19 protein-coding genes are annotated in these 17,269 nt (G+C 65.1%); 8 read left to right on the top strand and 11 right to left on the bottom strand.

Annotation, left to right across the window (positions count from 1 at the left end; translation table 11 throughout):
* Positions 1 to 23 precede the first annotated feature (23 nt).
* From BVH73_RS02000 to BVH73_RS01980, 5 genes are all read right to left on the bottom strand, one after another.
* Positions 24 to 632 carry a hypothetical protein gene (locus BVH73_RS02000; protein ID WP_079415642.1) on the bottom strand — a complete coding sequence of 203 codons (609 nt, stop codon included), beginning with the start codon at positions 630 to 632 and terminating at the stop codon, positions 24 to 26.
* Positions 629 to 889, bottom strand: coding sequence for a hypothetical protein (locus BVH73_RS01995; RefSeq protein ID WP_079415641.1), 261 nt, complete (start codon positions 887 to 889; stop codon positions 629 to 631). The genes BVH73_RS02000 and BVH73_RS01995 overlap by 4 nt, the downstream gene beginning before the upstream one ends.
* A gap of 168 nt (positions 890 to 1,057) precedes the next feature.
* Complete coding sequence (locus BVH73_RS01990) at positions 1,058 to 1,897, bottom strand: hypothetical protein (RefSeq protein ID WP_079415639.1); 840 nt, start codon at positions 1,895 to 1,897, stop codon at positions 1,058 to 1,060.
* Positions 1,894 to 2,622 carry a hypothetical protein gene (locus tag BVH73_RS01985; RefSeq protein ID WP_079415638.1) on the bottom strand — a complete coding sequence of 243 codons (729 nt, stop codon included), beginning with the start codon at positions 2,620 to 2,622 and terminating at the stop codon, positions 1,894 to 1,896. The genes BVH73_RS01990 and BVH73_RS01985 overlap by 4 nt, the downstream gene beginning before the upstream one ends.
* Positions 2,619 to 3,290 carry a helix-turn-helix domain-containing protein gene (locus tag BVH73_RS01980; protein ID WP_154048399.1) on the bottom strand — a complete coding sequence of 224 codons (672 nt, stop codon included), beginning with the start codon at positions 3,288 to 3,290 and terminating at the stop codon, positions 2,619 to 2,621. The genes BVH73_RS01985 and BVH73_RS01980 overlap by 4 nt, the downstream gene beginning before the upstream one ends.
* Here BVH73_RS01980 and BVH73_RS16150 point away from each other — a divergent pair.
* The 5 genes from BVH73_RS16150 to BVH73_RS16020 all read left to right on the top strand — a co-directional run bounded on the left by BVH73_RS16150 (position 3,190) and on the right by BVH73_RS16020 (position 7,081).
* Positions 3,190 to 3,414: a helix-turn-helix domain-containing protein gene (locus tag BVH73_RS16150; RefSeq protein WP_079415635.1), complete on the top strand. Its 225-nt coding sequence runs from the start codon at positions 3,190 to 3,192 to the stop codon at positions 3,412 to 3,414. The genes BVH73_RS01980 and BVH73_RS16150 overlap by 101 nt on opposite strands.
* Complete coding sequence (locus tag BVH73_RS15990; RefSeq protein ID WP_079415634.1) at positions 3,390 to 4,580, top strand: DUF1376 domain-containing protein; 1,191 nt, start codon at positions 3,390 to 3,392, stop codon at positions 4,578 to 4,580. The genes BVH73_RS16150 and BVH73_RS15990 overlap by 25 nt, the downstream gene beginning before the upstream one ends.
* A gap of 35 nt (positions 4,581 to 4,615) precedes the next feature.
* Positions 4,616 to 5,575 carry a ParB/RepB/Spo0J family partition protein gene (locus BVH73_RS01965; RefSeq protein WP_169836736.1) on the top strand — a complete coding sequence of 320 codons (960 nt, stop codon included), beginning with the start codon at positions 4,616 to 4,618 and terminating at the stop codon, positions 5,573 to 5,575.
* On the top strand, positions 5,568 to 6,113 hold the full coding sequence (locus tag BVH73_RS01960; protein WP_079415631.1) for a hypothetical protein: 546 nt from the start codon (positions 5,568 to 5,570) through the stop codon (positions 6,111 to 6,113). The genes BVH73_RS01965 and BVH73_RS01960 overlap by 8 nt, the downstream gene beginning before the upstream one ends.
* 158 nt (positions 6,114 to 6,271) lie before the next feature.
* Positions 6,272 to 7,081: a hypothetical protein gene (locus BVH73_RS16020; protein WP_245800386.1), complete on the top strand. Its 810-nt coding sequence runs from the start codon at positions 6,272 to 6,274 to the stop codon at positions 7,079 to 7,081.
* Here BVH73_RS16020 and BVH73_RS01950 read toward each other — a convergent pair.
* On the bottom strand, positions 7,014 to 7,697 hold the full coding sequence (locus BVH73_RS01950; protein WP_079415630.1) for a lytic transglycosylase domain-containing protein: 684 nt from the start codon (positions 7,695 to 7,697) through the stop codon (positions 7,014 to 7,016). The genes BVH73_RS16020 and BVH73_RS01950 overlap by 68 nt on opposite strands.
* 370 nt (positions 7,698 to 8,067) lie before the next feature.
* On the opposite strand from BVH73_RS01950, the gene BVH73_RS15665 reads away from it, so the two are divergent.
* Positions 8,068 to 9,120 (top strand): hypothetical protein, encoded by a 1,053-nt coding sequence (locus tag BVH73_RS15665; protein ID WP_154048398.1) that lies wholly within the window; start codon positions 8,068 to 8,070, stop codon positions 9,118 to 9,120.
* Positions 9,121 to 9,680: 560 nt separating this feature from the next.
* Here BVH73_RS15665 and BVH73_RS01940 read toward each other — a convergent pair.
* From BVH73_RS01940 to BVH73_RS01920, 5 genes are all read right to left on the bottom strand, one after another.
* Positions 9,681 to 11,375 (bottom strand): IS1634 family transposase, encoded by a 1,695-nt coding sequence (locus BVH73_RS01940; protein WP_079420235.1) that lies wholly within the window; start codon positions 11,373 to 11,375, stop codon positions 9,681 to 9,683.
* A 346-nt stretch (positions 11,376 to 11,721) separates the two neighbouring features.
* Entirely contained in the window at positions 11,722 to 12,528 is an 807-nt protein-coding gene (locus BVH73_RS01935; RefSeq protein ID WP_079415627.1) for a carbon-nitrogen hydrolase family protein, read from the bottom strand.
* Positions 12,518 to 13,021 carry a hypothetical protein gene (locus BVH73_RS01930; protein ID WP_079415625.1) on the bottom strand — a complete coding sequence of 168 codons (504 nt, stop codon included), beginning with the start codon at positions 13,019 to 13,021 and terminating at the stop codon, positions 12,518 to 12,520. The genes BVH73_RS01935 and BVH73_RS01930 overlap by 11 nt, the downstream gene beginning before the upstream one ends.
* Positions 13,021 to 13,782, bottom strand: coding sequence for a hypothetical protein (locus BVH73_RS01925; protein ID WP_079415624.1), 762 nt, complete (start codon positions 13,780 to 13,782; stop codon positions 13,021 to 13,023). The genes BVH73_RS01930 and BVH73_RS01925 overlap by 1 nt, the downstream gene beginning before the upstream one ends.
* Before the next feature lie 26 nt (positions 13,783 to 13,808).
* Entirely contained in the window at positions 13,809 to 14,384 is a 576-nt protein-coding gene (locus BVH73_RS01920) for a hypothetical protein (RefSeq protein WP_079415622.1), read from the bottom strand.
* Positions 14,385 to 14,716: 332 nt separating this feature from the next.
* Between BVH73_RS01920 and BVH73_RS01915 the strand changes: the two genes are divergently transcribed.
* A complete protein-coding gene (locus tag BVH73_RS01915) occupies positions 14,717 to 15,052 on the top strand; it encodes a plasmid mobilization protein (protein ID WP_079415620.1) in 336 nt (111 codons plus the stop codon).
* Positions 15,028 to 17,229 (top strand): TraI/MobA(P) family conjugative relaxase, encoded by a 2,202-nt coding sequence (gene traI, locus BVH73_RS01910; RefSeq protein WP_079415618.1) that lies wholly within the window; start codon positions 15,028 to 15,030, stop codon positions 17,227 to 17,229. Before BVH73_RS01915 ends, traI begins: the two co-directional genes overlap by 25 nt.
* The last annotated feature ends 40 nt before the right edge of the window (positions 17,230 to 17,269 follow it).

Raw genomic sequence — 17,269 nt, 5'->3', positions numbered from 1 at the left:
CTTCGGAGATCGTTAGAGTGCCGTCACGCCCGTGCGTGTCTGCCGGAACATCGCGGCGTGCACGGGGTGAATCTGCACGCCGCCGAGTCTCTCGAACCGTTCGAGAAACTGGTCTTCCCACCAATGCGGTGACCATCCGCCTTCCGTGGCGGGGTGGGGTGGGGCTCGATGCCTGCAAGCACCCAGGGTCGGTTGGACCCGGCATCGAAGCGCATCAGGTCTCGCCGCTCGGTGGCCAGCGCGATCCGGTCGACGTGGCGGATCAGGTCCCGCCAGTCCATCATGCTGTGGGTCAGACCGGTTGCGGTGAGCACTGCGGCCTCGGCCTGCAGCTCAACGTCGGACCAGGCGGTGCCGAGCAATATCTTGATCGATGTCGGCACGTTTCCGACGTAGGCCTCGTGCGCGTCGTGCATCAGGCCGCAGAGGATCGCGTCGCGCGGGGCGTCCATGCCGTCGAGGATGCGTGCCACGAGCAAGCAGTGCTGCGCGACCGAGTAGTGAATTCTCGTGTGGCCCAAAAATCGGCAGCGCAAAGAGAGCGCATGCGCGATGTCCTCGATATGTACGGCCGCGGGGTCCACTTGGCCGGGGCGCACGTCGATGCCGCTGTTCGTCAGGAGTGTCGTCATTGGCGCACTCCCCGCGCCCTGTTCAAGGCACTCGAAGCAATTGCCCGGGCGACGTCCAATGCCCCCGGCGCAAGCAACAGGAGCAGGGCGCGGAGCAGGTCGGCGTCGGCGACGCGCTGCGCGCGTTCGAGCAGGCCGCGGGCGTAACCCGAGCGGTAGTCCGTCCTGCGCCACAGGTGCGGCGGCGGCTCCCGGCCGGCGCAGCCATCACGCTCGCCGACCAGGGCATAGTTCACGGAGGAGCGGAGGAAGAACATGGGTGGAAGCGATCTCGAGTTCCGGTGAACTCAAAAGATACGGCAAAACGTACATAAAAACAACGGTAAACCGTAATTTGTTCGAAATTGGAGGGACCCTTGTATCTCCCGCTTCCTTCGAGGCGCAAAAAAACCGCCTGATGGCGGCTTTCATGGAGCAGAAGACGACTACGCGAGCTCGAGCACGCGGTCGGCGCCGGCCTGCACGGAAGCAACCGCGAAAAACCGCATCTCGTAGCTGTCAGCCTCGCGTTCGATCTCGCTGAGGTTGCGCCGCATGGCATCGATCTGGCGGGGCGACAGGGTCGGATCGTCGGCGCTCGGCGTTCCGAAGATCAGGCCGGCGAGATTGATGCCCGAGAGTTCGCGAGCGCGGAACAGTTCCCACAACCGGGCCCTGGCGTCGCGCAGGCCGGTGGGCTGCCTGACTGCCGAGAGCACGCCGAAGTGAAGGATGACACGCGGGCTCACGAACCCGAATTTGGTGAGCTCCCCGCCGTCGATGAGGGGGGCCGTGCGCCCGAAGTACTGGGTCAGTTGCGGACGCGCCGCGATCACCCGGTCGCGAACCTCCGTGGTAAAGCGCCGGTTGCCTTCCTCCTGCGAAGGGGCATCGACTTCCTCGAGTTCGTCGAGCTTGTCCAGGTTGGTGAGGCTGGAGTACAGAAGCGCCGCGGTGCGCAGCACCTCAGCCAGGCTTTCGGCGTGGGTCTGTCTCAGCTGACCCGGGTGCACCCCGTACAGCGCCGGCATGGTGTCGACATACAGAGCCCCACCGGCGGCGATGTCCCGCAGATTTTGAAGCGCGGTGTCGATCAGGGTGCGCGCGCCCTTGGCGGCCTTCCCGTACAGGCAGTCGAGCACGTCGTCGCGAACGAACCTGTGTGCCGTGAACTGGTCGTTCCATAGCACAAGGACGCCGACCATGAGCCGCTCGCCGGTGCCGGCCACCGGCTCCCAGAACACGGGCCTCCAGTGAGCGTTGGGTTCGGATGCTTCGGCGGTCATGGGGTGGGCTCGAGGTCGGTCAAGAGGTCATCGGGCTTGGGAAATCGGTTCAGGAGGCGGACGCCCAATCCATTCAAGCGCTGCTGGATGTAGTGTACGAACTGTGAAAAATCCACACCCTCCGGCACGTCGAATCTGGACGGAAGCGTCGTGTCCAGCGAGAGCGCGGCCGCGACAGCGCCCCTCTCAATCTCCCGGGCCTTGCCGACGATCTTGGCCATCTCGGCCAGCAGGTTGTGCTGCTGGGCGATCAGCCCAAGCGTGCGGTCGTGGTCGATGTAGGCATGGTCAGTGCCATCCCAAAGGACGTTGCCGAGGTTGCGGTCAGCGTTTGCGATCGCTTCATCCACGGCCGTTGCCTTCGGGGCGTCGTCCCAGGAGCAGACGATGTGCGATCCTGCATGCTCGAGCTGCTTCTTCTGCTCGATCGGAAGCTCCTCCGAATACCCCAGCCGCTGCGCCAGGTTCGGATACCCGGCATCCAGGCTGCCGAAGATCAGAGCTCCACGCTCGTGGATGACGATGGGCTCGGGCGTGGGAAGGCCCCAGCCCCGGAGCAGCATCGCGCAGAAGCACTCCGCCAGGACCTTGTCCCGCGACAGGCGCTTGACGATGGCGAGGTGCAGGGCACTGTCGACGCGGATGGTCGCGCGCACCGGGGCATTCAGGCCGGTGCCGACCGGGGTTTCCGTTCCAGAGATGAGCGTGCCGGTTCGCAACCTCATTTGACTTTCTTGTTTGTGGCCTTGTCAGGCGCCCGCGGCGACTCGAGGAGGCCCGGGGGAGACGCGGGCAGAGATTTCGATGCGTTGATCAGCGCATCCAGGATGGCGCTGGCCTGTTCCCTGGTGTGCTCGCCGCTAAGCCAGCGCTGGAATTCTTCGCGTGCCGCGCTCTGCAGCACGGAGGCGATCTGGCCGATGACTTCGTCGACCAGGGCCATCGCACGCGCTGCCCCCGGTCTCCCGTCGGAACCGGCCGCGCCAGACTCAGCGTTCGACGGTCGTTCTTCCGCCGTCGACAGTTCACCATTGACCAGCGCATAGATGTCGATGGCGAGAGCGCGCGCGAGCTGTGGAAGAAAGCTCGACTTCGCGCCACCCTTCGCCTCGATGTCGCGAAGGGTGTTGAGATGCACCTTGGCCATTTTCGATAGCGCCGTCTGGGTCAGGCCAAGCGCACCCCTGCGCTTCTTGATGATGTCACCGGGTGTTGTCATGAGCTGCATTATTACGGAATGCCGTAACGTATAACCGTTGCAACATTCTACGGTATACCGTAGACTGTTGCGCATGAACTGGTCACGCTGCATTTCCAACATCGAGCGGTCGGGCATGAGCCTTACGGAGATCGCGCGCCAGATTGGCTTGTCGTTGTCGGCCGTGAGCGACATCAAACACGGGCGGACCAAGGCTCCGAATGGAAGCGCCGCACTCGTTCTCGCCAGGCTGCACAGCGAACGCCTCGGCGCCGGCTCCCAGGAAGTCGCTCGATGCTCCCTGACACCGCGCCGCTGACCCCGCCGGCATGCGACCTGCGCAGCATGCCCTTCATGCCACTCGACGTGACTCGGCTGATGGACTCAGACTTTTTCGCCTTGTCGAGCCCGGCGGAGTTCAAGGCTGCGGTGGCGCTGTGGGCGAAATCGTGGCTCCAGGTGCCTGCGGCCAGCCTTCCGAACGACGATCGCGTGCTGGCGTTCCTTGCCGGCGGTCTGACGCTGGTGCGCTGGCGCAAGGTCAAGGATGTGGCCCTGCGCGGCTGGATCGCCTGCAGCGACGGGCGCATTTACCACCCACTGATTGCCGAACTCGCGCTGGATGCCTGGGATCGCGTTCAGCACCTGCAACGCGACGAACAACCCACCCGGCGCGCGGGCAGTAGCGCCGAGCGCATGCGGCGGCTCCGGGCTCGGCGCAAGTCGATGGAGCAGGGCGGCCCGGCCGAGCCGGATCCGGCGGCGCAGCCGGCTGTGGCGGGCAGTGACACCGGTGGTGACGCGTCACGGGTGACGCCCGACGTGACGCGGGGTGACGACCCATTGGTGACGGAGGAAGCGTCACCCGTGACGCACTCTCGCCAGGCCCCTCCCCAAAGAAAGGAAGAAGGAGAAGGGGATGGTGGCGCGCAAGCTGTGACGCCTGCCAAAGCGTCACAGCGTCACCTGCCCGTGCTCGCAGCGATGCCTGTTTCTGCAGGCGGTGACCCGCTTTCGCGACCCGCCGGGTCGCCAGCCAAAGGCCAAGGCCGAGCCGGCAGGCTGAGCCTCACGCCCGACGAGCAGCAACTGTGCGACGCCGTATGGGCCCAGTACGGTGCCGCCTACCAGAGTCGCTATGACGCCCCGCCGCTGAGCGACAGCCGCGCGCGCCATCAGGTCGCCGAACTGGTACGCCGCCTCGGTGTGCAGGCACCTGACGTTGCGGCCTACTACGTCCGCAGCAATCACGACTGGTACGTGCGCAAGGGGCATGACGTCGGCACGTTGCTGGGCGATCTCCAGAAGCTGCGTGCCGAATGGATGGCGATGCAGAAGCGCGCCCGGCAGTGTGCGGTCGCCACTCGTCCACCCGAGCTCAACTCCGGAGCGCCGCCGCCTCGTCCCAGCGAAGCGGTGCAAATCGCCCTCGAAAGTCTTGCGCAGAAGTTGCGCGCCAAGCCTCCTCGCGCTGCGGGCGGCTGACGCATCAACCGATTGCACTTCACGGAAATCCGCCCATGGCCTGTTCACACACGCAACCCTTTGATCTCTGCGCTGAGGCGCTGCAACGCTCGCGCATCATTGACGCTCCTCTACACCGCCTGCGTCCGGACGCCGATCAACCGCGGCGACATTTCGATCCCGTATCGCTCGACGCGCTGGCCCGGAGCATGGCGGTGGTTGGTCAGCTCCAGCCCATCGGCGTGCGTGAAGCTGGCGCGCAATGGGTCATCGTCTACGGGGAGCGCCGCTGGCGCGCAGCGAAGCTGCTGGGTTGGTCCAGCCTGCTGGCCAGGGTCTACCAGCCTCTCGGCGCCGTGACGCTGGTCCTGCAAGCGACCGAGAACATGCACCGTGACGAGCTGACCCTGGGCGAATACGCCACGACGGTGCTGCGCCTGATCGAGGCCGGCATGCCCGTGGCGGCACTCGCCCGCTCCCTCGGGCAGCCGGAGGGCTGGGTGGCCACGATGCTGCGCATCGCTCGTGATCCGGTGGCTCGCGGGCTGATCGACGCCGGCCGCCTCCAAAGCGCCGGCGCCTGGGACCGATTCTGCGCACTCGACGCCGCCGCGCGCAGGATCGTGCTGGAATCCACGGAACCCATCACGGGTGACCGTTGTGCGCTTGCGCAGGAGCAGGCCACCCACGCCCCTGCCGCACGACGACGCCGGCATGTTGTCGCCGCACCGGTGCAGCAGCAACGGAACGACGGGGAGGGCTCGCTGCCCATGATCTCCGGAAGTCCCTCGACATCGCTGGAGCCGGGAGGAACCGCAGGCGCATTCTTTCCCTTGCGGATCCCTGAAGATCTGTGCCGCCGCCTCGTCCCGGACCATGCCGCGACGCTGGATCACTACCTGGCTCGGAGCGATCCCCCTGGAAATGCCGGCGGGGCGCTGCATGACGTGGAGGCTGACCTGCAGCATGCACTGCTGGCGCGCGTGCGCGCCTTCCTGGAGGTTCACCATGGATGACACCGAGATCTTGCAGCGAGCTTCGGCGCTGTACCGCAGCGTCGAAGCCGAGGCGTCCCGATTTGCAGCGGTCAGCACGCTGACTCTCGAGGACGTGCGCCAGAGTCTCTACACGATGTGCCTGGAGCGCTCCACCGGCGTGGACAAATACGACGCTCGGCTCGGAGACCCGCGGACCTATGTGCTGGGCCGCATGTGGGGGATGGTTGAGCGGTGGCGCGGACGCGAGGTCTCCCTGCAGGATGAGGATGAACCGGATGAGGGCGTTCGACGCCCTGTTCCGGCCGCTCTGCATAGCCTGTCCGTTGAGGACGAGCTCATCGAGGCGGAACAGCGGCGCGTCATGGAAGCCGTCCGCCTGGAAGGCGACCTGCAGGAGTGCAATGCGATGCGCCACCTGCCGTCCGTGGTTGCGTTGATCCGCGCCGGGGCCGTCTCGGAGCGGGAAGCCACGCGCCTGTGCGGCAGCGACAGTGGGCGCATGCGGCAGCGATGGAGGGCGCTGCGCAAGCAGGGGGCTGGGAGCGCCGACGGATAATCCATGTTCATGGACCGCCACGCGCGCAACGACCGATACGGTCTCCTGCTGCTCCGATGAGAATCCCACGCAATTCCGAAGTCAGCGAGCGGTCCGTTCGGGCTCTCCTGGACCGACACCAGTGCCCGACGCCCTTTGTCGCGGCCAGGGCGCTGTTCATGGGCGCGATCGCGTCGCCGGCGATCGCGGTTTCGCCGATGGACGTGGTTGCAGCCCTCTGGAACGGCGAGCTGCCCCAGTTTGATTCCGCTGACGACGTTGAGGCTCTGGCCAACACGCTCCTGTCGGGGCTATGGAATCGGCTCGCGCGGCATCAGGACAGCCGCGAGCCATTCCGACTCACGCGCGAATCGGTCGCGGCCACGCGCTCCGGCCTGGCCGCGCTGGCTGTGATGCGCGTCCAGGAACTGGATGGGTTCATGGACGGCCTGTTCGGCGGCGCCGAACAGTTGAATTTCCCGGAGAAGGCGCACCGGGCGCTCACGCATCTGGAGGAAGTCCGGCACATGTTCGACGCGGCCGCCGCCATGCTCATCGATGACACCCAGCCTGCCTCGCCCCAGGCGCTGGCCGAGTTTGCCCGCAACGCACAGGAGATGACGCGCATCTCCGACGATCTGATCAACAAGATCATCCATTCGTGCAAGCGGGCGAGGGCGGGGCATCTCGAGGCGATGTCCACGAGCCCTGCGAGAAGGCGCCCCGCATCGATGGAGGACGAGCCGCCCTTCGTGAAATCGGCGTTGAGCCAGCGCATCACCCGGCAAGGCGTCACCGTCGCGGTGGAGATCTACGGCGATGGCGAGGGCGCATGGATCCTCGAAGTGGTCGACCGCAAGGGTACGTCCTATGTCTGGGACGATCGCTTCGCCACCGACCAGGAGGCGCTGGACGAAGCGATCAGCGAGCTTGAGCGGGATCCGATGGAATTCTCCGGCGAGCCGGACGGATCGAGCGACATTCATTGAGCGACGCGCCGTCGTGCCGGTTTTGCTTGACGAACGGGCCTTGCCACCGCGGTTGCAGATCTCCCGATTTCGGCGCGAGCGGGCTGGCTTGTGGTGCCCAGGTGACGGCGGGATGCATCGGGGGCAAAGAGGATGCCGCCAGCGCCCAGCGCGCCAACCGCCCGTTGGGAATCGGCGGCACGATGGTTCCAGCCTGCGCGTAAATGCCGGCGCCGTAGTCGGCCCCTCTGGTGTTCGCGACCTGTCCGGTGTTGTAAGCGGACAGCATGCCCATGAGCGTGCCAGCTCGGCTCCAGCCATTCAGAAGGACGGTCTGGGCCGCACGCAGGTTCTCGCAAGGATCGAGCGCTCGGTCCACGTCCAGCCCCAGCCTGGACAGATTCCGGCTGTTGATCTGTGCCAGGCCGACGTCCAGCGAGTGCCCCTGCGCGATGAGCTCGCGCGCAATGCGCGCTGCGTCGGCCGCGCTCGCCGGGCGGTAGCTTTGACCGGTCGTGTTGTCGTGCAAGGCCAGCGGGTTGCCTGCGCTTTCTTGCTGCACGATGGCCGCCATCGTGACGGGCGCGATGGCGGGCGCGCACTGTTCGAGGAGAAGGATCGGGGAGGTCGGTGCCATGAGCCGACTCAGTGCGGCGGGCCCGTTGCGCGGGCCTCTAGGCACCGTGTCGGGTGTCCGGACGTGAGTTTGCTCCGCTCCCCAGGCCCCGGGAGGGCTGGTCATCGGCCACGGCGGCCGGCAATCGCAACTGATGGCGCCGGTTGCGGAGAGCCAAGCCGCGGTCGGTAAGATCACATGCACCCAGGGCGACTGCCTCCCGCACAGTCCAACTACTGCTGTGTCGACCGATTCCGTTGGAAAGATAAGTTTCGACAGGCTATAGAACATCTGGCAAGCGTCGCTGCTGGCATCGGTCGCAGGGAGCAGCGCGGCGTCGACGCGTCGTAGTCGTGTAGCGTGGGACATTACCTCAAGAAGGGAGTGAACGATGACAGTCGCCGACATTCCATACGAGGAGCGGATGGCTCCTCTGCATGGCGGATACGCAATGATTTGGCCATTCCGGAACTTAAGCAAGGGCTCTGGGCCGTACGAGCTATTCCTCGACAACAATGCACTTGCGCGCTATGAGTGGCTGAAAAGTGTCGATCCAGATATGCGTAGAAGTATTATTTTAAACCCCACATTGGCGTGGGCTGAGCAGTGGCTGTCAAATCCAAGTTTCAGATCGAACGCTGAATATAGGATTGGCGAATTTATCGCCCCATTTGTCTCTGCAGGTTTCCTTTTTCCAGCCCAGTATGCAAGTCTCCAAGCGCGTAGCCTGAAGAAAAACGATGCCGCTTGGCGAACACAGTGGATGCTTGTCTACCTCTACGTTGTGCTACTTTATCGGATCATCAAAGCTAAGAAGGGCGACGATCTCCCCGAGAAGCTTCTCGCTGGATTGAAGAACCAAGATGTTCCAATTTTCAGTGGTTGCATCATGCTGTGTTGCCTGGGTAGTTATCTACGCTCAAATCAGAATATGCGCCTCATGGGGGATTCGAGTGCGGCGTATAGTTATATCAACAGTTTCATCTCGCTTCACGGTAGTGGGAAGGGTGAATCGGAGTTTGATGAAAACTATCTGCGCAATCGAGTTGGCGATTTATCCCTCTGGTATGCGTTGGGGATGTTAATGCATAATGGTTATAAGCCGGCGGGAGAGTCTGTATTGGTTACCCAGGATAAGGTTTTGATTAAGCTGATCTTGCGCTGTTTTCCAAGTTATCTTGATTCAAGCGCCCGGATGATGTTCACACTTGACGAGCGCGCATTTGATCCCCAGCATCGGGGCGCGATCGTCGAACGAATTTCTGCCACTGTCCGCGCACCACGACCGAGCACTGACCGCCAAGCGCAGCAAAAGCGTATGGATTCGCTACGTGACTATGTCAAGCAGGGTGCCGATGAGCAGTTGGTAAATGCCATCGACCGCGTATGGAGTGACTGGTTAACGCCCGGATTTAACTCGTCATTCCAACCCATTGTGACATAGTGTATTGCATTGCAGGCACTAAGTTTGCGCCAAATGTTTGATCGATTAACATTGGTCGCGGCTTAGGTGGTAGGTTGCCTTCAAGGTGTTGGGGTGCTTTGGCTGGGCGTCGCAAATAATACTGCCTCGGGCCGCGGACGGTTGCTCTGTAGTGATAAATTACCCATGTGGACTTGGCCTGAGGAATGCATACACAGACGTACGAAATTCCTAAGACGAAACGTGGGGTACTGGCTCTGGAACGTGGCTACCTTGACATTACAGCAGAACCGGTGGGGAATCATCCCAGTCCAACCGCCCGCGCGACATCGACACGATCTTGGCGACCGATTACCAGTTCAAAGCCGACAGGACCGGTCGGCTCATGAGTCGCGCCCAGGCCTTGGTGCTGGTCTCTTGAATCTCCGGTGCTTGCTGATCCTGGTCGGCCCACCAATCATTTGTCTGCGCCAGGATCACATCCGGCCGCTGCGTCAGCGCCTCCAGCCATGTCCACCCGAGTTCGACATATTTTCGCGTAAGCCATTGATCCGCCTATGTTTCGTCAGTCTAAATTGGCACTACACGGCGATGTCGAAGGGTGCTCTGGTCGGGGTGTCGAGTTGAAGTTGATCGAACAGGGCGAGCTGCTCGGGGTTGAGGTCGGTGAGGCCACTGGCGGCGCCCTGGCCGGCGATGCGCACCTGGTGAAGCTGGATGTGGCGAGCGATCTCGAGGGCGCGCTCCGGGGAGTAGGCGCTACCGGATGCCTTGAGCTGCATGCGCAGCACGCGATACAGCACCAGGGCCATGAAGCAGATCAGCGCATGGGCCCGAATGCGATCGGGCAGACGGTGGAACACCGGGGCGATCTCGATCTCGGACTTGAGCACCCGGAACCCGCGCTCGATGTCGGCCAGGCTTTTGTAGCGCGCGATCACCTCGGCGGGATCGAGGTCGGTGGTGTTGGTCACCAGCAGCAGCTTGCCGTCGTTGAGCTCTGCCCGCTTGAGCGCGGTCTCGTCGACGTTGTAGGCGAACAGGTCCGACGGCAAATCGACCTTGATGATCGAGCCCAGGTGCGCGTCGCTGACGGCGCGGAACAGCCAGGCCTTGGCGCCGGAGTCGCTCAGACGACGACCCTTGAAGCTCGATCCGGCGTCCTGTGCATCGAGCTTGCCGGCACGCCGTTCGGCCTGCTTCGTCAGTTCGTCGATGGTCTGGCGCCGCTCGGCGCCTTGCTCGGCAGCCGCCTGCGGGTCGTGCGCCCAGATCAGGCGCAGCCCAGCCCAGGCGGTCTCGCCGATGACCTCGGCCTTGGCCTGCGCGCAGTGCTCGGACTGCACGGCACCGAGAATCTCGGTGAACTCGCCGTACCGCCGCCCCGGCACGGCCAGAATGAACTCCAGCGACTGCGCAGTCTTGCCGATGCGCACCGTCTGCAGCCACTCCAGGTTGTCCAGGCTGAGCAGCCCGCGGTCGGCCACCAGCACCACGCGCTTGACGGGGTACAGGGCCAGGATCTCGTCGACCACCGCGTGCAGCGTCGGCGCCTCGGCCGTGTTGCCCTCCCAGACGCGGTGCGCGATGGGCAGTCCCTCGGCCGTCTGCACGACCCCGAGCATGATCTGGCGGCGGATGCCGCCGTCCTTGGACATGCCGAACTGGCGGAGCTCGCCGGGCATCTCGCTGTGTCCCTCGACGCCGATGGTGGTCATGTCGTAGAACACGATCGACAGGTCCTGGTCGACGAGCGGCCGCATCGCCGCCGCCAGGGCGCGTTGCATGGCGTCGCTGCGCTCGGCCAGCGTGTCCATGGTGCGCAGCAGCCGCTGGTGCGTGACCGAGGCGCTGTCGACGCCAGGCACTTGCGCACCTTCGAGCCAGCGCAGCACGCCGAGCTTGGACGTGGCGTCGCACAGGCGGTTGAACACCATCACCCGCAGCAGCCGCTCGGCGTCGAACGCGCCGTGGGCATTGCGCAGCACGCGGCGGAACGCCTCGTCCCAACCCAGCTTGTGCCACAGCGCATGCAGCATCCAGGTGTCGCCTACCGCCAAGGACGGGGCGAATCGCACCGAGGGCGCATTCGGATCCTCCCCGTCAATGACCCGGTGCAGGCCGCGCACCAGCGCGTCGGCACCGCCGGTTCGCACCTGCTCCAGGCGCCCGAGGGTGGCGACCACGCGCTGGCGGGCCACGCCGGCGTCGTCGCGGTACGACTCCACGAGCTTGACGTAGGTGCGCGGGCCGGAGCGCGTGAGCTTGACGAAAATGTCGCCACTATACCGCAGGCTACGCGTCAATTACGCATGTTCCAAGAGATGACGTGTCACTACAGCGTTCGCGCCGAAAAAACGCCTAAGGTCCTGTCACGACACGACTTCTGGCCGAATTCCGGGCGCAAAGACGTCGAACTTGGGTGTCCAGGGCTGCACCTGCTCGACGCAGATGGCTGCCCACACACGGCGTCCATCGAGCTCGAACACCTGCTGCCACCAGGCTGGATGCAGAGAGCGCGGATTCCACGGCTGCCAGTCACCGCCGAGCAGCAGGCCAGCCGCTTCGGCGAGCGGTGCGGGCTGTGCGTTGCGGGCCCGTGCCAGTACTACGGCGTCGCGCCTATCCGCGCCTATCCGTCTGCACTCCGAGCAGCCAGGTTTGCGCTGGCTGCACGACCGCGGCGAACTGGGTGCGGGTGCCGGCATACCAGTCCGGCAGGATGGCCTCCGGGAACACGAGCACCCGTGCGCCGGCGCCTTGCCTGAGGCCCGCATCGATCACTGCCTGATTGTTCTGGATCGAGGTGAGCACATCGCCGTCGCCTGGCCTGATCCGGGTCTGCACGCCTACCCATCCGGAAGGTACCTGCGGCGATGGGGTCAGAGTGGCCACGAGGTTGGTGCACAGTGCCAGACAGAACACAATCGCGAGCAACCATCTCGCTGCGGTGTTTCCGTGCAATGCGCCGGGAAGAACCATGGACATCACCGGCAGACAGAGGATGCCGGTCCATCCCGACGCCGGGAACAGCACGCCGGCGGCAGTCAGGGGGGACAACCACCCGATCACGCCCAGCGGCGGCAGCGCCGTCAACACCAGCGCAGCAAGCAATCCGTCGCGGCGCGGTGGAAGCGCCCACGGCGAGGCAAGCAGGAGGGATGACCCCAACCAGGCGCCGACCGCGGCGGCAACGTGATGAGCGCCCCAGTAACCGAGCACGGCGCCGACGATCGGCCAGCCGCCGGTAAGGTAGTACGCCGTTGCGACCAGAAGCCGATCTGGTGCCGACTGACCCAGCGCGATCCACAGCAGCAGAGTGCTCGACAAGGCGGGCCCGGCAAGGCTGTTGCCGCCCCACAGCCAGGCGCTCCCGCAAAAAGCCGCCGCGCTGATCAGGCAGGTTCTTCGGGCATCCTCAGCGCGCATGCCACCGGGCGCTCAACTGGTCGATGGTCTGCTGCTTGGCCGCGAGCAGGGGGCGCATCTCGTGCTGGCCCCACAGCATGCCGGCCCAGAAGGCGAATGCCAGCAGCAGACCGCCTGTCAGCAGCGAGATGGTGGTGATCGACTCCCGCAGCGCTTCACGCAGCACGCTCAGATCGATCCTGACCGGCGCCGTGCGTAATGCGGTCAGTGCGTCCAACACGGGCCCGAGGTCGGCGGGCTGTGCCCTGGGCGCCTGTCCGCCGGCGCTCTCCAAGACGGCAGCCCTGACCGCAGCGAGCACGTCTGCCCGGCCGGTCGAACGCGCCCAGCCCCAGGCGAACAACGTGACGTGCGGCGCGTTCGAGGGATCGTCGACCTCGAACCCCGCCTTGCTCAGGATGCCGAGCAGTGATCGGATGTCCTTCCATTGATCCTCCGTGGGCAGCCCCCCCATGGCATCGATGAAAATCTGCTCCGAGTTGCTGTAGGCCATCATGCAACTCCCAGGGGATCGAGTGACTCCACCTGCGCCATCGCGGCTCCCGCACGTTGCAACCAGGAGGTCAGGGCAAGTCGGTAGCCGAACGGCAGGGGCCGCCCATCCATGCCGGAAGCAAGCACCTCGTGGAACGGGCGCCGCCCGATCATCACGGTGAGTTGGTCATTGAGTTCGGGCAGTTCAGTCTCCGTCCAGGCCCGTTCCTCGACCAGCAGTTGGCGCAGATCGTCGGCATCCCACAAGGCGAACTTGTCCGATGCGCCGAAGAACAGGTTTTTTACGATCAGGCCGATCTCATACCGTGCCGGCATGTGGCGCAGCCGGTATTGCAGCGCGCGGATGCTCTCCTGGGTGCGGCTGAGCATCCAGACCGGGATCGCGTTGCCCTCGCGCAGCACTTCGGTGACGATGTGGATCGAGCCGTCGAAGGCGCGCGTGCCGATTTGCGCCGGCATGTTGACGATGATGCGGTACTCGGTGTCGGCCGCGGCCGCGGCAGTCATCGCCACCCGGGTTCCCAGGTCGATCCAGCCCGTCTCGGTCGACAGATCGAGCATCGCGGTGCCCATGATCCCGCCGCCGGCCTTCAGCCCCCCGTCGCCGCAGACATCCGGGTTGGACATGTCGGCGTCATAGACCACCAGGCGAGGGCGTTGGCCGTCTGGGAGCGACAGGTAGTGGTGGACCAGGGCGCGCGCAGCGAGGCTTTTGCCGACACCGCCTTTGTCACCGTCGATGATGAAGGTCTTGAGCATGATCGATTCCTTTGCCGTGAGAGGGTTCAGATGTTGTGGCAGTCAATGAAGTTGCGCCTCGCCTCGGGCGGGCCTTCGAGGTTCTTGCGCAGGACGTAATCGGCGTCGCTTTCATCCGGGCGGCGATCCGAGCCGTCGGCCCAGTCGGGCAGGTCGGCGATTCCGGGGGTATCCGATGCACGAATCGCCAGCGCGCCCTGGGCAGGAGATCGTGCTGGAGGGACAGGGCGGGGAGCGCGGCGACGCGCTGCTGGCACGGCAGCCTTGACCTTGGCCGGCTGATTCGCAGGCAGCGTGTTCAGCCGGTAGCGCTCCCGCGTCTGGGCGAGCGCGTAGCGCATGTCGGCTGGCGCCACTGCGGGCAGGGCCTGCTGCAGAATGTTGAACACCTCGCCCAGCGTGGCCCCGGAGTCGAAGAGATCGACGATCACGGGCTCCAGTCCGCGAACGCTCTTGAGCGCAAATTCGCGTGCCGTCACCGCCACATTGGCGGCGCGCTTGGCCTTGAGCGCAGCAAGCAGCGCGGCCGCTGCGGCGGGAACCTGCGCGGCCGCTGCCTGGGCATCGAATGGCGAGTCGGCCCTGTCCTCACTGCCGTCCACGGGCTCTCCAGGTTGTGACCCACGTGGCGGGGCCGATTCCTGGACTCTGCAGGGTGGGCCCGCAGATCTGATCGATGCGACAAGGGTACCGCGGAGCATCGCAGCCGGAGACGCCTTGGCCACACGGCGCCGGTGTGTGCAATCCGGGTGTCGGGCGGAGCCTGACCAAGTGGCGACGGGACGCGTTTGGGAGCGAAGCGGAAAACGTGACACGTCGCCTTACCTTGCACGCGGTTCCTGCCCCCGACCGTCACTGGCTTCCGACCAGATGGTCACGCCTCGGCGCAGGCAGGCCGCGGCAATGTGCGGGGCCCAGCCAACTGAGCCAGGGCATGAACCAGAACACGCCCCGTACGCATTGGGTATCCATCCGGTTCACCGAGACGGATCTGCAGGACCTGTCGGCGCAGGCCAGTCAGGCAGGTCTGTCGCGTTCGGAACTCATCCGGCGACGCGCTCTGCGGCGGCCGGTCATCAGCCGCACCGACGTGAACACGGCCGAGCGCATCGACCAGCTTGGCCGGTTGTTCAAGCACCTATACCCGAAAGACAAAGGCTGGGCCGGTCCCGAGGATCGTCGGAAGTTCTGGCGGGTGCTCGAAGATCTGCAGCGTGCCGCCCAGGCATTGCGACGGGGGCCGCCATGCTCGCCAAGGTCATCACCCTGAAGCATTCCGCCACCGGAAATGGATTCGCTCCGGTCATGCGCTACGTCATGCGCGCCGACCCCAGGAGTACGTTGCCCGCCGGGGAGATGCTGGAAGCCGGGCACATCAACATCCCTGACGAAGCGCTGTACTGGGAGCTTCATGAAAACCGCCTCGCCTATGCCGAAGACCTCGCCGGCGTCTGCGACAGCACGACCGGCGCCTGCCGTGCGAAGGGCCGGTTCCACGGCAACCCGGTCTACCACGTTGCCATCAACTGGAAGGAAGGCGAATGTCCCACGGCCAAGCAGGCCGAGCGCGCGTGTCGCCACGTGATGCAGGCGCTGGGCTACAGCGACCATCAGGCGGCCTGGGCCATCCACCGCGATACCGACAACGACCATGTGCACCTGGTCATCAACCGGGTGCACCCGGAATCGCTCCTGGCCATCAGCCCGCCATTCAAGAAGGACTATTTGATCCTCGACCGCTGCATGCGCGAGTTGGAGATCGAGTTCGGCCAGGAACGAGCGAATGGGCCGTTCATCACGCTGGATTCCCCCTCTGGTCCGAAAGTCGTGCGCATGAGCCGTGCGGAACGACGCGAGCGAGGGTTGGTGAAAGAAGGCGATCAACCTCGCCTCACGCGTGGCGCATCCGCATCGGAACACCGGCAGGGGGCCGAGTCTTTCCAAACCTGGGTCGCCGGATCACCAGCCCACGATCTGCGCGAATGTCTCAGCTGCGCCGCCCCGACCTGGGGCGACGTTCATCAGACATTGGCCAGGCATGGCGTCACCATGCAGGCCAAGGGATCGGGGCTGGTGGTCACCACCCGCCTGCCTGATGGCCGGGTGCTCGCCGGGAAGGCCTCGCAGCTCGGTCGCTGGGCCAGCAAGGGCGAACTGGAGAAGCGTCTGGGGCCGTTCGTTCCGCTGGGAGCCGTGCCTGACCTACGCCCCGTCTACTCCCTGCATATCGAGGCCGTGCGTCGGGAGGTTCAACCTCCGCAACCGTCAAGGAAGCAGGCGGAAGGCCGAGCAGGCGCCCCAGTCTCGCCGAACCCGGGCAGCACAGACGACCAACGGGCGTGGCGCCGCCAACAGCGGGCGGAGGCACGTGTTGCGCTTGCCGAGCGATTCAAGACCGAGCAGGACTCACTGCGCCGGGACAGACCGAGGCAGCGTGCCGACCTGCGCGAACGGCAAAGGCGCGAACGCGCCTTCCTCCGGGCCGAGCAGCGCAAAGCGAGGGCACTGGCCTACGCCGTCGCCCGGCGGGAAGGGCAGTCGATCAGCGTCGCACTGTCCCTCTGGGCCTGGTCGTCGGCGCGGGAGCGCGAAGCGTTGCAAAAGCGCCAGGCCGAAGAACGCAAAGCCCTCTCAGCCAAGCTTCCGCGCAGCGAGGTCTGGCGCAAATGGCTGGAGCGTCAGGCCGAGCAGGGTGACATGGCAGCGCAGGCCGCGCTGCGCGGCATTCGCTACCGGGAACAGGGGGCCTCCAGGCACCAGCGCGACGGCATCGAGGGCGAGGACATCGAGCCTCTACGCAAGCTGGTGTTGGCTGAACTGGATGCACAGATCGACCAGCGACGGCAGCGGGTGCGCTACCGCGATGCCCGTGGCCGGGAGGTGTTTACCGACACGGGTCCGCGCATCGAGGTGCACGACAAGGGTGCTGACAGCCTCGAAGCTGCACTTCGCATTGCGGCGCAAAAATATGGCGGTCAGGTGGAAATCACCGGCAGTGCCGAGTTTCGGGAGATGGCTGCCCGCCAGGCCATTCGCCTGGGCATCCGCGTCGTTGATGCCGACCTTGCCGCCGTCGTGACGGACGAGCAGGCGCGCATGGGCGCTGTGCGGGCAGGATTGTCCACAGAAACTGTGGAGGAATCGGGTCGGATGTCTGGCAAGTCCTTGAAACCTCAGGCGCCCATCGGGATGCCTGCCGGGCGGGCAGATCAAGGCGGCAGGAAACACCCGTACCCTGACATCGATCAGGCACTGGATGCGTGGGAGTTTGCACCGAACCCAGCCCAGCGCAGCCGTGCGGCGCGGCTGTGGATACGCGCGGTCGAGGACGGAAACAGGGCGGGCGAAAGCATCGCGAAAATCAACGAGCACACGCGGCAGCGCCTGGGCGACAGCTACGACGCGTTGATGAGGCAGGTCAGCCGCGAGCAGGAGCGACAGCGTTGACGATGTCGGTGCTGCCGGAGGTACTCCCCCGACAGCGTCC

Source organism: Thiomonas intermedia, assembly GCF_002028405.1.
GTDB lineage: Bacteria > Pseudomonadota > Gammaproteobacteria > Burkholderiales > Burkholderiaceae_C > Thiomonas > Thiomonas intermedia.
Note: the sequence above shows the minus strand (reverse complement) of the source record. Positions and strands in the feature narration are given on the sequence as shown.

Bases quoted from the DNA above. Each gene is read 5' to 3' on its own strand.
- BVH73_RS16150 (WP_079415635.1), top strand. From the start codon at position 3,190: ATGAACTGGTCACGCTGCATTTCCAACATCGAGCGGTCGGGCATGAGC.
- BVH73_RS15990 (WP_079415634.1), top strand. From the start codon at position 3,390: ATGCTCCCTGACACCGCGCCGCTGACCCCGCCGGCATGCGACCTGCGC.
- BVH73_RS01965 (WP_169836736.1), top strand. From the start codon at position 4,616: ATGGCCTGTTCACACACGCAACCCTTTGATCTCTGCGCTGAGGCGCTG.
- BVH73_RS01925 (WP_079415624.1), bottom strand. From the start codon at position 13,782: ATGCTCAAGACCTTCATCATCGACGGTGACAAAGGCGGTGTCGGCAAA.
- BVH73_RS01980 (WP_154048399.1), bottom strand. From the start codon at position 3,290: ATGTCGCTCACGGCCGACAACGACAAGCCAATCTGGCGCGCGATCTCC.
- BVH73_RS02000 (WP_079415642.1), bottom strand. From the start codon at position 632: ATGACGACACTCCTGACGAACAGCGGCATCGACGTGCGCCCCGGCCAA.
- BVH73_RS16020 (WP_245800386.1), top strand. From the start codon at position 6,272: ATGGGCGCGATCGCGTCGCCGGCGATCGCGGTTTCGCCGATGGACGTG.
- BVH73_RS01935 (WP_079415627.1), bottom strand. From the start codon at position 12,528: ATGCGCGCTGAGGATGCCCGAAGAACCTGCCTGATCAGCGCGGCGGCT.
- traI (WP_079415618.1), top strand. From the start codon at position 15,028: ATGCTCGCCAAGGTCATCACCCTGAAGCATTCCGCCACCGGAAATGGA.
- BVH73_RS15665 (WP_154048398.1), top strand. From the start codon at position 8,068: ATGACAGTCGCCGACATTCCATACGAGGAGCGGATGGCTCCTCTGCAT.
- BVH73_RS01960 (WP_079415631.1), top strand. From the start codon at position 5,568: ATGGATGACACCGAGATCTTGCAGCGAGCTTCGGCGCTGTACCGCAGC.
- BVH73_RS01990 (WP_079415639.1), bottom strand. From the start codon at position 1,897: ATGACCGCCGAAGCATCCGAACCCAACGCTCACTGGAGGCCCGTGTTC.
- BVH73_RS01985 (WP_079415638.1), bottom strand. From the start codon at position 2,622: ATGAGGTTGCGAACCGGCACGCTCATCTCTGGAACGGAAACCCCGGTC.
- BVH73_RS01930 (WP_079415625.1), bottom strand. From the start codon at position 13,021: ATGGCCTACAGCAACTCGGAGCAGATTTTCATCGATGCCATGGGGGGG.
- BVH73_RS01915 (WP_079415620.1), top strand. From the start codon at position 14,717: ATGAACCAGAACACGCCCCGTACGCATTGGGTATCCATCCGGTTCACC.
- BVH73_RS01950 (WP_079415630.1), bottom strand. From the start codon at position 7,697: ATGGCACCGACCTCCCCGATCCTTCTCCTCGAACAGTGCGCGCCCGCC.
- BVH73_RS01995 (WP_079415641.1), bottom strand. From the start codon at position 889: ATGTTCTTCCTCCGCTCCTCCGTGAACTATGCCCTGGTCGGCGAGCGT.